Genomic DNA, 16,883 nt, shown 5'->3' on the forward strand with positions numbered 1-16,883 from the left:
TAACTTATGGCCAAGAACAAGAATCGCCATCATCTGAAAGAAACAAAGCCCCCCCGCCGCGTCTTTCTGTCTTCTCACAGCAAGAAATGGCTTGCGGCCGGGATCCTTCTGGCCATTCTCGGGTTCTGGCTGCTGACCTTCACAGACCCAGCCGGTCAAAACTGGGCGAGTACCTTGTCACCCTTCCTTCTAGTGATCGGTTATGTGTTCATCGGCATCGGATTTGTACTTCCTTCCCCTCTATCCTCCGAACCCGCTTCATCTCCCGAACCCCAAAAGAACTCCTGAAAGTTAATTCAGTTGATTTTATAAGCTGTTTTTGAATATTTTCTCGACGGAAAACGCACAAAAATGCGATTTTAAGGCCCAATTTTACGTAAATCGGCCTGGATATCGCGAGCTTCTAAACGCTTCTTGTGGTTTTTTCGGCGATAGTCATTTTTTGGTGCGACTCCTATCTTTTTTCGCTGGCTGATCTCTTCCGGGTTTTTCGGAGTTGGTTGCCTTTTACCTTCCTTGGCACGCTTTCTCCCTCATCCGGCACACTAAGCAGGTGAAAAAATCAATTTTGGTGCGTTTTATCGACGGAAAACGCTCAAAAATGCGTTTTTAGGGGGGTATTTTTTGAAAGATGCCTCCTGGTTCCTCCTTATGATGTATCCTTCCTGATGGTTTTTCTCAGCGGGGGGTATAAAGCCTTCTGCCTCCTGGTGTGTTTTTCTTCCCGCCTGCTGGTTGACTGATGTTTGCCTGGTGTGGGTGGTGGTCTTTTTCTTGCAGGGGAAAATGTACCGTGGCTCGTACCATTCCGCTCAAGAATCTGGCTGATTTCTGCCAATGTCTTCACCCATAAGCGCTCTGCTGCCAATTTTTGGCTTAAAACAGGAGTGCTAATATTGAATCCTTAAAGCATCCTATCGCCGCAGATAGTTGCTCTCTCAGGGAAATAGCTTTTGGCACAAAACCTCATATAAATACGAGCAGATGAGTATCGACGGTGATAAGGATTATAGGTAATATAATATATCTTATCGGAAGATGCAATTTTGGGTCTAGGGGGATAAAAATTCGAGAGAATGGCAGGGAGATTAATGAATAAAAGACGTGATAGAAAGCGAAGGAAGGCCCGTCAGAAAAGAACTAAATCAGCCAGGATTCGGCAAATGTGTCCTGAGTTGGGTAGGGTATGGAAATGGTTGTTTCGGTAGGCCAGCGTTCCTTTTTCTGGCCGTCCAGCTCGACTTCCACCTGGATCTGGAGCGATTGACCTTCCATTGCAGGCAGGTGTTTTAAAGGTACGGCGACTTCAATGACCTTCTTCGCCACCCCATTTGGAAGGTCTAAAAGCGGGTTGTCGGGAGGGTTTGTCAGGGCCTTCAGTTGAACGGTTGTGGCCAGTCCCTGGAACTTCACCCAGACCTCATATCCTTCCGGATTCAGAAAAATAATGGAGAGGGTTATTCCCTGCAAAACCTGGGCATCCAGAGGTTTCGAGAGGTCAAAACGGAAGTAAATAGTCTGCAGATCGAAGCCGTAATAAATGGATTTAAGCAGGTTTTGGGCGCGGTGCATGGTTCCTGTTGTTCCCGCCTCGGTTTCATAGAGTCCGGCCGATTGCCATTCAAAATAGCTGGTGACCCGCCCATCGATCTGGGGTGTGATGAAATCGATCGGGGGCCGGACCGCCGGGCCGACACGCTTCACTTTGATGGGTAGATGCAGGTCTTCCGGTGGTTTATCTCCCGTTAGACTGTAGACATTCATCAGGTGTTTCCGAAAAAGATAATCGAATGTGCCGTCATTGGCCGAGGAATGGTCGTCCCCATACCACCAACACCAGTCGCTGCCTTCCGCGATGTAGATTTCTTCCCAGGCGAGTTGAGCCGATGGTGAAGAGGCTTGTTCCGGATGTTTTTCAAGATGGCGCGTCAGGTAATCCCGTGTCCGGGTGACGAGATCCCAGGCCGTGTTATCCTCCCTGTGTCCGATCCAGATGCCAAAGTTGGCGTTGATCCAGGAGCCGGCCCAGAGTTTGGAGAGTGTTCGAATCTCCCCCGCCTTGGCGAGGGTGTCGCTAGCCAGTACGGTTTCCAGCGTCGGGTCTTCGGAAAGGCGTTTGTAGAGTTCACGCAAAAAGGGAAGGCCGTCCTGTTGATAGTATTCCCAGCAGTTTTCCCCATCCAGGATAACGGAAACCACATGAGAACGGGGCTGATTTCCGTCTTTCTTGATGAGACGGGACCGGATCCCATGCAACCGTTCGATGAAATCGTTTACGGCATCCGTTGCGTTCCAGCCCGGGTAAACGAAACCAATGGCGTCTGAGAGTTCGTGATCTCGGAAGAAGAAACGGAGCGTTTTTCCCCCCGCCTGGAATTGATAAGGTTCATAGATTTCTTCGCGTGTAAACGGAGCGGGTGAAACAGACTGCGCCAGAACCGACTCATCGGTGGCCACCCACTCGACTCCGGATTGGGCAAAAAGTTCTGCCGTCTGTTCGGAAACAGACCCTTCGGAAGGCCACATCCCGCGAGGGCGTTTGCCAAAGCGCCGTTCATGGTCGGCGAGCGCTTTATCAATTTGGGTCCGGGCGTCTTCCGGGTGCCTGAACCGTTCTTTGGGAAGAATCACTTGCGGCATGGCCATGAGGGCCGAGTTCGTGTCGCTCAGCAAGGGAAGAATCGGGTGGTAAAACGGAGAAGCGGTAACCTCGATCTGCCCGCGGTCCTGAACTTCCTTGTATTTGGCGACGACGAGACCGCAAATCGCGAGTTGTTTCTGGATGAGTTCCTGTTTTTCCTCTTCTGAGAAACCTTTCCCCTTCTCATGGAGCTTGCGAATAAATGGGTCTCGTTCGCGCCAGGTCGGATCAAACCATGACAGATTAAACCAGACCTGCAAGTCGAGCCAATCCTGCTGCTTGAAGTAGTTCTGAATGCGGGACAGGTCTTCCAGATGGGCTGACCGCCCGCGTTTTTCCAGAAGCTCCCTGTAACGGGGATAGGGATCGATCATGTTTTCCCAATGGGCCATGAAGAAGTTCAGAAGTAGAAAGTTCCGGTCTTCAAAGGAAAGGTCCCCCGCGCGCTTGAGCGTGAGCTCCACGAACTTGTCCTGGGCCCGGCCAGAAGCATAATCATCCAATTGAGTCAGAAGCGAAGGGACTAAATTAAAGTTGAGGCGGATTTTCGGGAATTCGTCCAGAATCGCCACCATGTCGTAGTAATCCTTGATGGCGTGCAGGCGGGCCCAGGGGAGCTCGTATCGATTGGTCAGCGGATCTTTATAGTAAGGCTGATGTTGATGCCAGAGGATCAGGACGGATAAAACAGGTTCAGCGGTCATACGAGCGAAGAGCTAAAAGCGTCCGACCGCTTCCACCAGGAAACGTGTGGCATTGTCTCGGTAAGCATAAGCCTTGCCAGGAGAAAAAAGCGCGACCGACCCTCGGAAACTCAAGTAGGACGTGTAAGCGAAGCCGATCCCGGCGTCGAGTTCAGTCCCCAGAGAGCTTTCGGTGCTGGAGGCTGGGAAATTCAATCCGGCGGTTTCCATGGCGTTAAAGACAAAATAGTCGATTCCGACGGAGACAAGGGATGTCGGATGGGCTGTGACGCCGGCGCCGATCACACGCATCCCGGAAAAGCCGGGAGGGAGGCCTGTGGAATTGGCAGCGAGGGCAGAGGACGATGACGTCGCGTCGTAAAGCGTCGCGCCGTAGAATTCGCCGAATCCGCTGCGTTCCATCCCGTCAAAACGACGCCCGTGCGTCGGCCGGAAAGAAGAATCCTTGCGAGCGTCTCCGGAATCCCCGCTGGCCATGCCGAAGGTCCCGTGTATTTCGATGGGACCGTATTTACTGAAACGTGTAAAAAGGCCTGCGGAGATCAGGAACGCATACCCGCTCAAGTCTACCGTTCCCAGGGTCACGCTGCTGCGGTTCACCTGCCCGTTCTGAAGGGCGAATTCCCCTTTGTAGAAGCCTCCTTCGAGAAGGCGTCCTTCAATGCGCGCATCATAAAAGTTGCGTGTGATATGGGACGCCCGGAGATCAGTCCCGGCCAGCGTGCCGGAGCTGATATTTTCAGAGGGGCGGGCGTAAAGGGTTGTGCCGCTGTTGTCCCGCTCCATCACCCAGGTGAGTTGGTAACGGATGTTGCGGGTGGGCTTGCTGATCTGAAAACCGTAGATGTCGGTATCGCTTGAACCGATGAGGGAATCCTGCACTTTAAAGGTAAAGGCATCCGCCTGAAGCCCGTAGAGGGGTAATCGCGACTGGAGGCGCAATCCGGTAAAACCCAGATCGTCATCGGACAGGATCATTCCGTCTCCCAGCATGATCGGCTGGCGGCCGATGGTGAGATCCACCGGCAAATCATAGAGCTGGCTGGCCTTCATATAAGCCCACTGGACCCACGGAGAAAAATTGGCGTTCGGATAACGGTTCCCCGCCGGAGTTGAAAACGGGTTGGTAATCGTAGCCGAGGATCCCGCCAGGCCGATGGCCTGGAACTGGGTCATCATTTCGATATTGGGTGAGAAGCGCCCGCTGACATGCGCCAGCGCGCGTTGAGAATAGAAACCGTAATCCTGACCGGAGGAGGCCCCAAAATCAGCCTTGCTCACCGAGATGCCGCGGAGACGATACTGCGTGCCGATATCGAGAATGGAAGCGGTATAAGAGGGGTGTATGCAAAAGAAAAGCAGGCTTAAGGTAAAAACGGCGCGTGTTTTCATGCGAAACGATTATAAAAGAAACCCCCGACTCCGACAAGCAAAATCGCTGACGGAGTCGGGGGCTGTTGAAAGACGGCTCTTAGAACTTAATCTTTACGTCTGAACCCAACCGTGTGATCGGACTGGTAGCCGTTCCCGCATTTTGAAGCGCATCCCCCACCTGGAAGGTGGCCGCATTCACCTCGAAGCTTACGTTGTCCGAATGCTTCCATGAGAGAATGAGGTCATACTCGGTTCCAGCGCTGGTCTTTCCATTGTTGGCAACAGTGCCGGCGTCGTACATGAACCGATAGGCGTTCACATCTACACCGAGCTTAGCCAATGGATTGACGCCCACCCCGATATCGGCAACCTTTAGATTGCAGAGGCCATTCGCTTGGTTCCGGTTCAGTGCGGAAGGACCATAGGTCGAATGTTCACCCCAGATCAATCCAAAGCGCTTGGCCGGATTAATCGCCAGGAAGTCGTCCGAACCGCGGCCGACTTCAAGTTGCGCACGCACCGGGAGTTTCGCCACTTCGGTACCGTATTTCAAGCCCAGAAAGGCGGCGTTGCCATGGTAGGCAGGAGTTCCTGCGGTGGCATTCGCCCGGCCGAAGTTTTGAATGTACTCGGCATGGTAACCAAGACCCGGCAGAAGACCTCCCTGAACCCGAAGTCCCGTTGCCGTCAGAGTGTTATTCCCTACAGCGGCAGCGGATTTTTGAATGTGGGTTTGCATGGTGTAATAATACAGACCCGCATAGGCATGCGGAACGAGTTTCTCGGAACCGATTTCGCCTCCGTAGTACGTAAGAGGACCACCAGCAACTTGATTGGCGTTCCGTGCCGGAGAAGCAACGGAAGCGAGTTGCCCAGCCACACCGCAGATGCGCAGTAAGCCGTTGCCAATCGTCGTGTCCGCGCGGAAGGAATCCACCGAGGCGACCGTCAGCAAGTCATCCCCATTCGGGCCGAAGAACACGTTCAGATCGCTGTCACTCGGTCCAAGGAACTGCCGGCCGATCGTCAGATCCACCGAGCCGAAGACCTTGTCGATTTTGACGTAGGCGTTGTCGAGGGTCAGCGTATCCTGAACGGTTGTCACCGTGCCGGCCGCTGTTCCCATTCTGGGCGAGCGGTCGACCAAAAGACGCGCATGGACATCATCCAGCAGGTCGAAGTTCGTTCCCACCATGACACGCACGTTGGTTTCACTCCGGTAATCATCCGCCGTGCCGTTGCGATCCGTTTCGTTATCGATCCCGAATGACCGTGTTTCAATGCTGCCGTCGAGTTTGACGTTTTTCAAAAGCTCCGCGCGGACTGGAAGAGAAATGGAGTATACCAGCGCAAGCGCGAGGCTCAGGCTTAAGAATCTTCGCATGTCGTTTCCCCCTTTTTATGTTTTAAATCGCTCCACCTTCCTCAGACGGGGCGAATAAGCGCTCGAATAATAAACAACTTTTTAATGGGTGTCAAGCCGCTTTGGTACAAAAGTCGATCTGATTTGATCAAAATGACCGGGAGGGGTTACTTGGAAGCAGGGGTTTTCAAACCCGACAGCGCCTGGATTCGGGTTCGAGCCAAGGCGGTCCAGGGGCTTTGTGGATAAAGGATCACAAACCGGTCGTAAATGGCTGCGGCGGCGGAGGTATTTCCTGTGAGCTCATTTAAACGGGCTTGCGTCATATACATAGGAGCGGTCAAGAAGTGATCGGGGTAACGCTCTATAAAACGTTGCGCCATGGCCAATGCCTGGGGGTTGTTCCCCGACTTTTCCTCTAACGTCGTTTGGGCGGATAAGGCCAATGGGCGCAGTTCCATGGGTTGAGCAGTTTGGGCCAATTCCCCATAGATCTGGGACGCCGTGACATAATCCGATGTTTTATCGAGCAGATTGGCTTTCAAAAATTTGGAATAAGATGCGGCCGAAGAGTTCCCGAAGCGATTTTCCCATTCCTGCAGGCTTTTGCGGGTGGTGTCGAAGTGGCCCTGGACGAGGTGGCCGTGAATCAGCCCGAGCTGGTTCCAGGCATCCTCGTTTTGAACTTTTTGATGACGGACTGCAAAATAAACGAAAACAATGATCAGGAGAGTTAATCCTACAGCAGCCCAGAATTGCTCACGGTGCGTTTCAATCCAAAGAAGCCCCTGTTTGAATCGGTTTTGAATAAAGGACTCTACTTTTGTGGGTTGTCGTTGTATTTTCATAATCAAACGGTCACTTTCTATTTGAAGTCAATGCCCCCAGCCGGAATCGCCCGACACACTACGGTCGGGCGCCCGCCTGGTGTGTGGCGGGCGAACCCATATCAATGCCCCCAGCCGGAATCGAACCAGCATCTGCTCCTTAGGACGGAGTAGCTCTATCCATTGAGCTATGGAGGCAAAAGGAGTTCTAGTAACGAAGCAGCGAAGTGACTTCATGCCCGCGCAGCTTTTCGCGGCCGTGCAGGAATTCGAGCTCAATGACAAAGGACAGCCCGATGACGTTGGCTTTCAACTGCTTGATCAATTGGCAGCAGGCATACGCGGTGCCCCCCGTGGCCAGGACATCGTCGATCAGAAGAACCTTGGCATCCGCCGGCATCGCATCCGCATGCATCTCGACGGTGTCGGTGCCATATTCAAGATCGTACGTATAGGAAATGGTTTTGGAGGGCAACTTGCCTTTTTTGCGGATCGGCACGTAGCCGGCGTTGAGCAGGTAGGCGACCGGCGCGCCGAAGATAAAACCGCGCGATTCGACGGAGGCCACGTGCGTAATTCCTTTTCCTCGAAAAGGACCGGCCATCCGTTCAAGAGTCGTTTTAAAAAGTTCCGGGGATTGGAGAAGCGGGGTGATGTCTTTAAATATGATGCCGGCCTTCGGGAAATCAGGGACATCCCGGATCGACGATCTAATTTTATCCAGCGTAGTGAGGGTGGGCATTAGACAATCCCCATGCGCTGAGCCAGACGGCGAAGCCGTTCCAGCCCGCGTTTTTCCAGTTGGCGAATACGTTCCCGGGACACTTTCAGCTTTTGTCCCACTTCTTCCAAGGTCTGGTTTTCTCCGCTGAGGCCGAACCGCATTTCCAGAATCTGCCGTTCGCGCAGCGGCAATTGAGAAAGCGCCACGTCCAGCTCATCGTGAAGCTTAAAAATAGAAATGAGCCGGTCCGGCGCATACAACTTGTCATCGGAGATAACGTCCTTAATGGTTAGATTTTCGTCGTCATCCAGAGGCGCTTCCAAACTTCCAATGCCGCGGGCCGCTTCTGCGGCGTCGAGAATTCCTTTCACCTGCCGCGACGAAAGACGCAGCTTCTGGGCCATTTCCTGGAGCGTGGGATCTCTCCCGAGTTGTCCATGTAAAAGGTCCCATTGGCGCAGCCACCGGCGCAGCGCTTCCCAGGCGTGGGGCGGGATTCGAATGGTTTTCGACTGTTCGTCGATAGCGCGACGGATGGATTGTTCGATCCAGTAGGCGCCGTAGGTTGAAAAGCGAAATCCTTTTTTGGGATCGAATTTGTCGATCGCGTGCATCAATCCCAGATTTCCCTCTTCAATAATGTCGAGAAAATCCAATCCAGGACGGTAATACTTCTTGGCGATCGGAATCACCAGACGAAGATTGCGTTCAACCAGTTCCTTTTTAGCGGCTTTTTCCCCTTTGTTGGCACGATGCCAAAGGGTGTTGAACGCCTCGCGGGAAAGCTCGGGGAAGTCCTTAATGGCGCGGAAATAAAGAGAAACAGCATCTAAACTTTCAGGCATTCGTCAATCAGTGTGCTTCCAGAGTTTGTGAAACCTGTATCGACTTCTCGTTAGCAGACTCGGGGCGCCGGGATTTGCCCGCCACACTTCAGGCGGGCACCCGACCGTCGTGTGTCGGGTGAACCCGGGATCTGTCGCCAGACATATGGCGACCACGCTACCTACCGAAACCCTCGGGGCGCCGGGATTTGAACCCGGGACCTCTTGGTCCCGAACCAAGCGCGCTACCAGCTGCGCTACGCCCCGAGGCTTTCGGCTCGAAATCTTACCATATTGCCTTTCAGAGACCCAAAAGCGGAGGCCGTCCATCGGCTGAGCTGACGATTCGAAAAATATGCCGGGCGATTTCCATGGCGGCGTACGGCAAAGCCACTTCTTTTGTTTTTTCAGCCATCCGCCGGAGTTTGGTCGGATGGGTGATGAGATTGTTCACAATGTCCGAAATGGTTTGCGGGTCATTGGCTTCTTCGGCGACTCCGCGTTTCAAGAGATACCGCGCATTGCGTTCCTCTTGCCCGGGGATAGGGTTGGTGATCACCATCGGCAACCCTTTCGCCAGCGCCTCCGAGGACGTTAATCCCCCGGGTTTTGTGACGAGTAGGTCGGCGGCGTCCATCAGTGTGTTAATCATTCGGGTGTACCCGAAAAGCCGGACGCGTTTATCGCGGCGATAACGTTTATTCAGGGTTCGAAACAGCCCACGGTTCACGCCGGCGCTGACAATGCATTGAATCGGGAGCGGATGCAGGTGATCGAGCAAGTCCTGGAGGGGACCCAGGCCCTGGCTGCCGCCCATGATGAGCACGGTGAGACGGTTGGGATCCAGCCGCAGTTGAGCGCGGGCCTGCGCTTTGGGAATCCGGCGCAAAAAACTCGGGCTGATGGGAATCCCGGTCACCACAATTTTCGACGCATGAATGCCTCGGCGGATCAATTCCCTGCGGGCTTCTTCCGAGGAAACGCAATAGAGATCCACTTCTTTATAGACCCAATAGGAATGAATGGCAAAATCCGTGACCACCGCGATCAGCGGAATCGTCAATTTCCCCCGTCTTTTTTCGGCGGCAAAGACCGAGCACGGGACCGCTTGTGTGCAAACGAGGGCCTGTGGGTCATGACGGCGAACCAGTTTCTTGAGTTTCGGGGAGGAGATGAGGTTCAACACGTCTCGAATTTCCCGGGTCGCTTCGACCACATCCGGATTATCGTAAATGTAATTCCAGAGCACAGGGGTGTGACGCAGCACTTCCAGATAGGTCCGGGCAATCAGTTTGCCGATCGTGGGATACGCGTAGGACAGGGAATCAATGCCAACGGTCTCCCAGGAGGGAATCAGCAGCCCCAGCGCTTCGCGAATGGCCTCCGCCGCCCGCTGGTGGCCCGACGACATCGAAATATAGAAAAAGAGGATGCGGGTTGTCATAAAAGGTAAATGCCTCGCATCGGGCCAGTGGGATTTGCCCGCCACATGTCAGGCGGGCACCCGACAGCTGTGTGTCGGGTGAACCCAGTCGATAGAATCGGGCCAGTGGGATTTGAACCCACGACCTCTCCCACCCCAAAGGAGCGCGCTACCCCTGCGCTATGGCCCGATTCTGTCGACTAGACAATTTGCTCTCCCACCCCAAAGGACCTGGCACTCTGTGTCGCCAGGACCCCTGCGTATGGCCCGATTGGCCGGACTTAAAAGGAAACATGGCAAGTGTATCAAGATTTGAGAAGCCGGAGGGATTCTTCCAGGTCTTTTCGAACATCCCGCAAGGTTTCGAGGGTGTGGGACGGTTCCGTTCCATTCACACCCAGGTCCAGCTTGAGCTGAGCGATACCGCGGCGGCCCTCCTGTTTCATAAACTGTTTGGCGCCCGAAATCGTAAACCCTTTTTCGTAAAGGAGTTCTTTGATCCGGAGGATCGAGTCGATTTCTTTCTGGGTGAACTTTCGCTGTCCGGATTCGCGCCGGGCGGGGCGTAAAGACCCAAACTGGGATTCCCAATAACGAATGACATACGGTTTCACCTGTGTCTGTTCGCTGACTTCGCTGATGGAAAAATAGATTTGAGGAGGCAGAAGCGTTTCAAGCATCGCATTCATTCAAGCAAAAAAAAGACTGATTGCCAACGATTCCCGCTTAATTCCTTGGAAAAAGGTCTTTGGATATCTTGAAACGGACCGCCCGGCGAGGAGGGATGGGAACCACCTGTCCCGTGCGCGGGTTCCGGCCCACCTTGGCTTTGCGCATCTTCACATGCAGGCTGCCGATGCCGGCCAATACGATTTTTTCTCCAGATCGCAGCGCCATCTGCATGGCCCGCATGACGGCATCGACCGCCGCGGTGGCTTCCCGGCGCGTACTGACCACCCGTCCGACCACTTGAACCAGTGTCGATTTGTTCATCGCGTCATTCCCTCCGGTAATCCCTGCCATTCCGTATACGTCTGGCGTTTCATCAGGTCATGCAAAGATGTTTTGGGATCCTTGTCCTGATAAAGGACCTCATAGATTTCACGGGTCAACGGACAATCCAATCCCAGCTGTTCGGCCAATTGCTGAGCGGCGGCGGCGGTCTTGTAGCCTTCGGCGACCATGGTCATCTCCGCCAGCGCTTCTTTTGTTTTTTTCCCTTTTCCGATCTTTTCTCCCAAAAGGCGGTTGCGCGAATGGGGCGACAGGCACGTCACGATTAAATCCCCCATGCCGGTCAGTCCAAAAAAGGTGAGCAGCTGGGCTCCCATTCGGACGCCGATGCGCGTCATTTCGTTCAGCCCTCGCGTGAGCAGCGCGGCGTTCGTGTTGTCGCCCAGGCCAAGACCGTAGCCAATCCCGGCGGCAATCGCAAAAATATTTTTTAGCGCCCCGCCCAGTTCGACACCGATCAGATCGGAATGCGCGTAAACCCGGAAGTAGTCCTGAGGGAAAAGCGATTGAACCTTCTCCACCGTTTTTTTATCGGTTCCTGCCGCCACAGTCAGTGTCGGGATACGGCGGCAAACCTCTTCGGCGTGGCTCGGTCCAGTCAGGACAACCACCCGGGATTCAGGAATGTGAAGCTCTTCGACAATCACCTCGCTCATGCGTTTCAGGGAAGGGGTCTCCAGGCCTTTGGTCACGCTCACCACGGTGGCCTGAGCGGCCAGTGCCCCTGAGGCGCGGGCGTTTTTCATCGTGGTCCGAACGAATTGTGAAGGCGTCGCTGAGATCACCAGAGGACGCTGTTTCAGGCTTTCGGCAAGATTGGAGGTGACCTGTACGGAAGGAGGCAACAACAAATCGGGAAGCGTGGACAAGCGCCGGGTGGCGGCCAGAGACGCGGCGGCTTTCGCGTCAAATTCCCACAAGAGCACATCCTGTCCATTGTCCGCCAATAAGCCGGCCAACGTTGCTCCCCAGGAGCCGCCGCCGAGAATCGCGATGTGTTCACGGGGGAGTGTCATGTGGTTTTCTTATCCCAGAGACGGGGTTCGGTTCCGTGCCAGAGACGCAGGATGTTGCTGCGATGTTTCCAGATGATAAAAAGGGCTACTAGAAAAGCCAGTGCGGTTTGAAGGCTAGACGGCGACCAGATCAACGAGGCGGCGGCCAGCGTCAAGGCGGCGAGGATGGAGCTGAGCGAAACAATGCGCGAGAAAAGAAGGGAAAGCGCAAAAACGCCGATGGAGGCGAGGAAGGCCTCCGGGAGCAGAGCCAAAAAAACACCCGCGGACGTGGCCACGCCTTTTCCCCCTCGAAAACGGACAAAAACCGATGTGGTATGCCCGAGAATCGCGGCCAGGCCGACCCCGACTGCCAGAGAGGCATCATTCGGAAAATGAGTATGGCACCAGAGGACCGGCAATAGACCTTTCAAGATGTCGATCAATAAGGTGAAGGCTCCCGGACCTTTGCCGAGAACTCGAAACACATTGGTGGCTCCCAGATTCCCCGAGCCCTGTTGCCGGATATCGATGCCTTTCCAGAACTTCCCGAGCCAGTACCCTGTGGGAATCGAACCAATCCCATAAGCGCCGATCAGCAGGCCGAGCGTTCGCAGGGTCATCCCACACTCCCCAGGCGTTTATTGCCGATCCATACATAATCGCAGGCCGATACAACGGTCGTGATCACCATGGCGTAAAGAAGGGGTTGATAAAGGACGGCCGGGAAAGCAAAAAGAATTGCGACGGACACAAACATTTGAAACGCCGTTGTTATTTTTCCGAGAGGGCGCGGCTGGATCTTGGAATTCCCCGTCAAGATATAGACCACGGTCCATCCGAGAACAATCAGCATGTCGCGGGAGAGCACCACTATAAAAATCCAGATCGGCAGGGCGCCCGTTATTGTAAAGACAATATAAGTGGACACCAGTAAAAGCTTGTCGGCCATAGGGTCCAGGAAGCTTCCGAGGGGGGTTCGCTCCCCGCGTAGGCGCGCGAGCGTCCCATCCAGTGCATCGCTCAAAACCGATACCACAAAAATCGTCCGCGCCCAGACCAGGTGATGTTCTAAAAAGAGAATGACAAACACCGGGATGGCGATAATGCGAAGAACGGTGATTTTATTGGCGAGCGTCATTTAGTGAACCATTGGGCCAATGTTGCCGGATGGGCTCGGACCTTCATCCGGATGCCTTTGCTGGTCATTTCCTGCGATACCACATCCATATAGTCATGCAATCGGGCCAACCGATGGCCTTCTTTGTAGGGAATCCAGATCTTCCGTTCCACCCACTGCGCGGCCAGCTGGCGCTCCACGTGAACAAGCAAACCCTTCAGGTTGTCTCCTGTCGTCGCTGAAAGAAGCACGCCCGAACGATTGTTGAAGCCATCGCGCTGGGATGGAGAAAGGCGATCCATTTTATTATATGCCGTCAGACGTGGCAATTGATCGACCCCGATGTCCTTCAAAATATCCAGGACGGTCGCTTCCTGGCTTTTCCAATCCGGGTCCGACGCATCCACGACATGAACCAATAAATCGGAGTTGGACACTTCTTCGAGCGTGGCTCGAAACGCCGCGACCAGCTCCGTCGGCAATTTACGGATAAATCCAACGGTGTCGCTGAAGAGGATGATGTGCCCGGACGGAAGGCGAACCCGGCGCGTGGTCGGATCGAGCGTGGCGAACAGTTTATCGTCCGCATACACCTGGTGGCGGTCCGCTTTGGGAGCCCCGGCGGAGCCGCGCAGGAGGGCGTTCAGGAGCGTGGATTTGCCGGCATTGGTATAGCCGACGAACGCCACCTGCGGAACCGGAATGCTGCGGCGCATGCGGCGCTGGATTTGCCGCTCTTGGCGTATGCGTTCGATTTGTTTTTCAAGGTGTGCCATGCGCTCCCGTATGCGGCGGCGGTCGACTTCCAGTTTTCGTTCCCCCGGGCCGCGGGTGCCGATGCCTCCCACCTGCTGTTCGAAGCGTCCAAACCGTTCCGTGATCCGGGGCAGAAGATAAGCCAACTGGGCCAGCTCGACTTGAAGAATGCCTTCCCGCGTGCGGGCGCGCCGGGCGAAAATATCGAGGATCAAGCGGGTGCGGTCGACGACTTTGGCGTGAGTGACGGCTTCAAGATTCCGTTGCTGGACGGGTTTGAGTTCATCGTCAAAGACGAGGGTCTGGACCGCCAGGGAGTACACCCGCTCCGTCAGCTCGGCGGCTTTTCCTTTGCCGACAAACGTGGCCGGATCGGGCCCGTCTTTTTTCTGGCTGTGCGCTTCCACGACGCGGCCGCCCGCGGTTTCCACCAGGCGCTCCAGTTCTTCCAGTGACGCCTGCGTTTGTTCGGCGCTGGCCCCCCGGCGCTGGAGCGCAACGGTTATGACTTTTTCCATTGCACCTTCATCTGATGGCCAAACCAGGTTCGCTGCCGTTTGACATAGCGGCGGGTATCCTGGATCAGTCGTTGCAGGGTTTCGTCCCGGCTGATCGTTCCTTTCAGAAAAGCAACGATATGAGGGTATCCGAGGCCGCTCAGACCGGCACAATTGTCAGAAAACCCTTTCTGTAGAATGGACTGCGTTTCTTCAATCATCCCATTAGCCAACATCCAGCCGCATCGCTGCTGGAGACGTTTTTCGAGTTCTTCCTTGCCCGGATCCAGGCCGATCACCTCCAGCGGTTCGTCCGGGTTCGATTTGACGGGATGCTCCAGGTGCCATTGTGAAATGGGTTTGCCGGTGAGCCGGTATACTTCCAGGGCCCGGACGACGCGATGGATATTGTTAAAGGGAATTTTGGTTGCGGAAAGAGGATCCACCTGCGCCAGCTGGTGGTGCAGATATTCGCGGCCGTGGTGGTCTGCGACGGTGCGCAGCTCTTCGCGCAGCGCGTCATCTGCTGGCGGCAACGGAGCCAGGCCTTCGAGGAGCGCACGGAAATAAAATCCGGTTCCCCCCACAAGGATCGGCATGCGTTTCCGGGTCCGGATGCCTTTGATGAGGTCCTCCGCCCGCCGGGCAAAATCCGCTGCGGAAAAAACAGCGTCGGGATTTAAAAAATCGACCAGATGATAAGGAATGCCGTCGACAAGATACGTCCGGGGGGACGCCGGGCTCCACTGGCCCCGGGGTTTGGCTGTTCCGATCGTCAGGTAGCGGTAGACTTGTCGGGAGTCAACGGAAACAATTTCCCCGCCGCGCTCCTTCGCCAGGGCCAGCCCCCATTCGGTTTTACCGGAGGCGGTAGGCCCGACGATGGCGATCACGTTCTTTTGAACCTCCGGTTCAATTCCGCCAGGGGCAGCCGGATATGGGTTGGACGTCCATGGGGACAGGTCATCGGCCGTTCACAGGCCGACAGGTCACTCAAGAGTTTTTCAACCTCCGGAGCCGACATTGAATCGTTCGCCATCACCGCCGCGCGGCAGGCGGCGCGTGCGGCGATCTCATGCTGGATCTGCGTCCGGTCCGTCGGCCGTTCCACGGACAGCGCTTCGATGACTTCTTCCAGAAAACGTTTCGCCTGGCGCGATTCAGGCAGCGCCACGGGCCACTCCTTCAGCGCGAAGGTCTTCGGCCCGAACGGTTCCAGGTAAAAACCGAGCCGTTCAAAATCGTCCCGATACGTGCGAAGCGTCTCGGCTTGCGCGGGTGTCACGTCCCAGAGCACCGGCGACAGCAAGGGTTGCCGCGGCGGGACGTTTGTTGAGGATTGGTCCAGAAGCCTTTCGAAGAGAACCCGCTCGGCCGCCGCATGCTGGTCAACGATGAGAAGCTCATCGTTCTGTTCGATCAGCAGGTAAAGTTTTTGAAATTGCCCAAGGAACTTTGGTTTTGAGGAAAGCGGCAGAGCCCCTTCCGATTCCACGGTCATCAAGGCCGGGTCCGCATCCGCCACGAGATCCGTCTGCAGGGAAGAAGGCGCTTCCCTTCTTTCTTGTCCGCGCAGAGAGAAAGCGGTCGAGGACGGTTGTCCCATCATCACCGGGATGGAGGCAAACTCTTTGAAACGTTCGCGGATCTTCGTAAAAAGCAAATCATAGAGCGCCCGTTCGTCGGAGAAACGCACTTCCCGTTTGGTCGGGTGAACATTGACATCCACGAGTGCCGGATCAATGTCCAGAAAAAGGACAAATACCGGATGACGGCCGACCGGAAGCCATTCGTGATACGCTTCGTAAATGGCGTGGGTCAGCATCCGTTGCTGAACCGGACGCTGATTGACGTAGAGAAGTTGGAAGGCTTTTGTGGCATGGTGCCCCGGGATCGCGTTCACGAACCCGTGGACGGCGCAGGGGCCTTGCTTAAACTCCAGCGGGATCAGTTTTTCGACCACAGGGAGTCCCCATAAATCGGACAACCGCTCTCTCAATTCCTGGGTCGCGGCGAGTTCCAGAATCATTTTTCCATCGAACGAAAGAGACCAGCGAACGGACGGATGCGCGATCGCGATTTCCTGAACGGTTTTGAGCAGGCGGGTCCGTTCCGTGCTGTCACGCTTGAGAAATTTTTCCCGGACGGGTGTGTTGAAAAAAAGATCCTGAACATCCAGGGTCGTTCCTGGCGGGCCGCCGACCGCGGTCCCATCGGAGAGCCGGCCTCCTTCCACCCGCAAGCGCCAGCCTTGCGGGTCGTGGCGGGTCCGCGTCGTCAGCTCCAGGCGCGAGACCGCGGCGATGGAGGGCAGGGCCTCTCCGCGAAAACCAAACGTGGCCAAGGCATGAAGGTCGTCGAACGCTTTCAGTTTGGAAGTGGCATGCCGGTCGAGCGCGAGTTCCGCGTCTTCCCGCGTCATCCCCTCGCCATCATCGGAGACGCGCAGGCGCGTCCGGCCGGCTTCCCAGATGACGATATCGATCCGGGTGGCCTTCGCATCCAGGCTGTTTTCGATAAGTTCTTTGAGGACGCTGGCGGGGCGTTCAATCACTTCGCCGGCGGCGATCAGACGGATGAGCGATTCAGGCAGTTTCTGGATTTTACCCATAGGGGTAAAA

At 55.2% G+C, this 16,883-nt stretch carries 16 protein-coding genes and 3 tRNA genes; 1 reads left to right on the forward strand and 18 read right to left on the reverse strand.

Translation table 11 applies throughout. The annotated features are described in order from the left end of the window. The first annotated feature begins 6 nt into the window (after nt 1–6). Nucleotides 7–288 carry a hypothetical protein gene (locus tag WC859_00665; protein MFA5974663.1) on the forward strand — a complete coding sequence of 94 codons (282 nt, stop codon included), beginning with the start codon at nt 7–9 and terminating at the stop codon, nt 286–288. A gap of 852 nt (nt 289–1,140) precedes the next feature. Here WC859_00665 and WC859_00670 read toward each other — a convergent pair. From WC859_00670 to mutL, 18 genes are all read right to left on the reverse strand, one after another. Beyond that, entirely contained in the window at nt 1,141–3,345 is a 2,205-nt protein-coding gene (locus WC859_00670; protein ID MFA5974664.1) for a glycoside hydrolase family 57 protein, read from the reverse strand. 12 nt (nt 3,346–3,357) lie between these two features. Next, nucleotides 3,358–4,737 (reverse strand): alginate export family protein, encoded by a 1,380-nt coding sequence (locus WC859_00675; protein MFA5974665.1) that lies wholly within the window; start codon nt 4,735–4,737, stop codon nt 3,358–3,360. A gap of 79 nt (nt 4,738–4,816) precedes the next feature. Further along, nucleotides 4,817–6,103 (reverse strand): alginate export family protein, encoded by a 1,287-nt coding sequence (locus WC859_00680; GenBank protein ID MFA5974666.1) that lies wholly within the window; start codon nt 6,101–6,103, stop codon nt 4,817–4,819. Between the two features lie 146 nt (nt 6,104–6,249). Further along, nucleotides 6,250–6,930, reverse strand: a complete 681-nt coding sequence (locus WC859_00685; protein MFA5974667.1) for a tetratricopeptide repeat protein — start codon at nt 6,928–6,930, stop codon at nt 6,250–6,252. Between the two features lie 105 nt (nt 6,931–7,035). Further along, nucleotides 7,036–7,107: transfer RNA gene (locus tag WC859_00690), tRNA-Arg, on the reverse strand. 10 nt (nt 7,108–7,117) lie between these two features. Continuing rightward, a complete protein-coding gene (locus WC859_00695; protein MFA5974668.1) occupies nt 7,118–7,651 on the reverse strand; it encodes an adenine phosphoribosyltransferase in 534 nt (177 codons plus the stop codon). Then, on the reverse strand, nt 7,651–8,478 hold the full coding sequence (locus WC859_00700; GenBank protein ID MFA5974669.1) for a sigma-70 family RNA polymerase sigma factor: 828 nt from the start codon (nt 8,476–8,478) through the stop codon (nt 7,651–7,653). The genes WC859_00695 and WC859_00700 overlap by 1 nt, the downstream gene beginning before the upstream one ends. A gap of 173 nt (nt 8,479–8,651) precedes the next feature. Continuing rightward, nucleotides 8,652–8,724, reverse strand: a tRNA-Pro gene (locus WC859_00705). A 34-nt stretch (nt 8,725–8,758) separates the two neighbouring features. Continuing rightward, nucleotides 8,759–9,901, reverse strand: coding sequence for a glycosyltransferase (locus tag WC859_00710; protein MFA5974670.1), 1,143 nt, complete (start codon nt 9,899–9,901; stop codon nt 8,759–8,761). A 97-nt stretch (nt 9,902–9,998) separates the two neighbouring features. Further along, nucleotides 9,999–10,070 (reverse strand) — tRNA-Pro (locus WC859_00715). Nucleotides 10,071–10,185: 115 nt separating this feature from the next. Beyond that, complete coding sequence (locus WC859_00720; protein MFA5974671.1) at nt 10,186–10,560, reverse strand: MerR family transcriptional regulator; 375 nt, start codon at nt 10,558–10,560, stop codon at nt 10,186–10,188. Between the two features lie 46 nt (nt 10,561–10,606). After that, complete coding sequence (locus WC859_00725) at nt 10,607–10,873, reverse strand: HU family DNA-binding protein (GenBank protein ID MFA5974672.1); 267 nt, start codon at nt 10,871–10,873, stop codon at nt 10,607–10,609. Then, nucleotides 10,870–11,910, reverse strand: coding sequence for an NAD(P)H-dependent glycerol-3-phosphate dehydrogenase (locus WC859_00730; protein MFA5974673.1), 1,041 nt, complete (start codon nt 11,908–11,910; stop codon nt 10,870–10,872). Before WC859_00730 ends, WC859_00725 begins: the two co-directional genes overlap by 4 nt. Next, nucleotides 11,907–12,512 (reverse strand): glycerol-3-phosphate 1-O-acyltransferase PlsY, encoded by a 606-nt coding sequence (plsY, locus tag WC859_00735; GenBank protein ID MFA5974674.1) that lies wholly within the window; start codon nt 12,510–12,512, stop codon nt 11,907–11,909. The genes WC859_00730 and plsY overlap by 4 nt, the downstream gene beginning before the upstream one ends. Then, nucleotides 12,509–13,030, reverse strand: coding sequence for a CDP-alcohol phosphatidyltransferase family protein (locus WC859_00740; GenBank protein ID MFA5974675.1), 522 nt, complete (start codon nt 13,028–13,030; stop codon nt 12,509–12,511). The genes plsY and WC859_00740 overlap by 4 nt, the downstream gene beginning before the upstream one ends. After that, the gene (gene hflX, locus WC859_00745) at nt 13,027–14,283 is read right to left on the reverse strand and encodes a GTPase HflX (GenBank protein MFA5974676.1); all 1,257 of its coding nucleotides are present in this window, start codon (nt 14,281–14,283) and stop codon (nt 13,027–13,029) included. The genes WC859_00740 and hflX overlap by 4 nt, the downstream gene beginning before the upstream one ends. Continuing rightward, nucleotides 14,268–15,155 carry a tRNA (adenosine(37)-N6)-dimethylallyltransferase MiaA gene (miaA, locus tag WC859_00750; GenBank protein ID MFA5974677.1) on the reverse strand — a complete coding sequence of 296 codons (888 nt, stop codon included), beginning with the start codon at nt 15,153–15,155 and terminating at the stop codon, nt 14,268–14,270. Before miaA ends, hflX begins: the two co-directional genes overlap by 16 nt. Next, complete coding sequence (gene mutL / locus WC859_00755) at nt 15,152–16,873, reverse strand: DNA mismatch repair endonuclease MutL (protein MFA5974678.1); 1,722 nt, start codon at nt 16,871–16,873, stop codon at nt 15,152–15,154. The genes miaA and mutL overlap by 4 nt, the downstream gene beginning before the upstream one ends. Nucleotides 16,874–16,883 lie beyond the last annotated feature (10 nt).

It is taken from the genome of Elusimicrobiota bacterium (assembly GCA_041660185.1).
Lineage (GTDB): Bacteria > Elusimicrobiota > Elusimicrobia > 2-01-FULL-59-12 > 2-01-FULL-59-12 > JBAZWU01.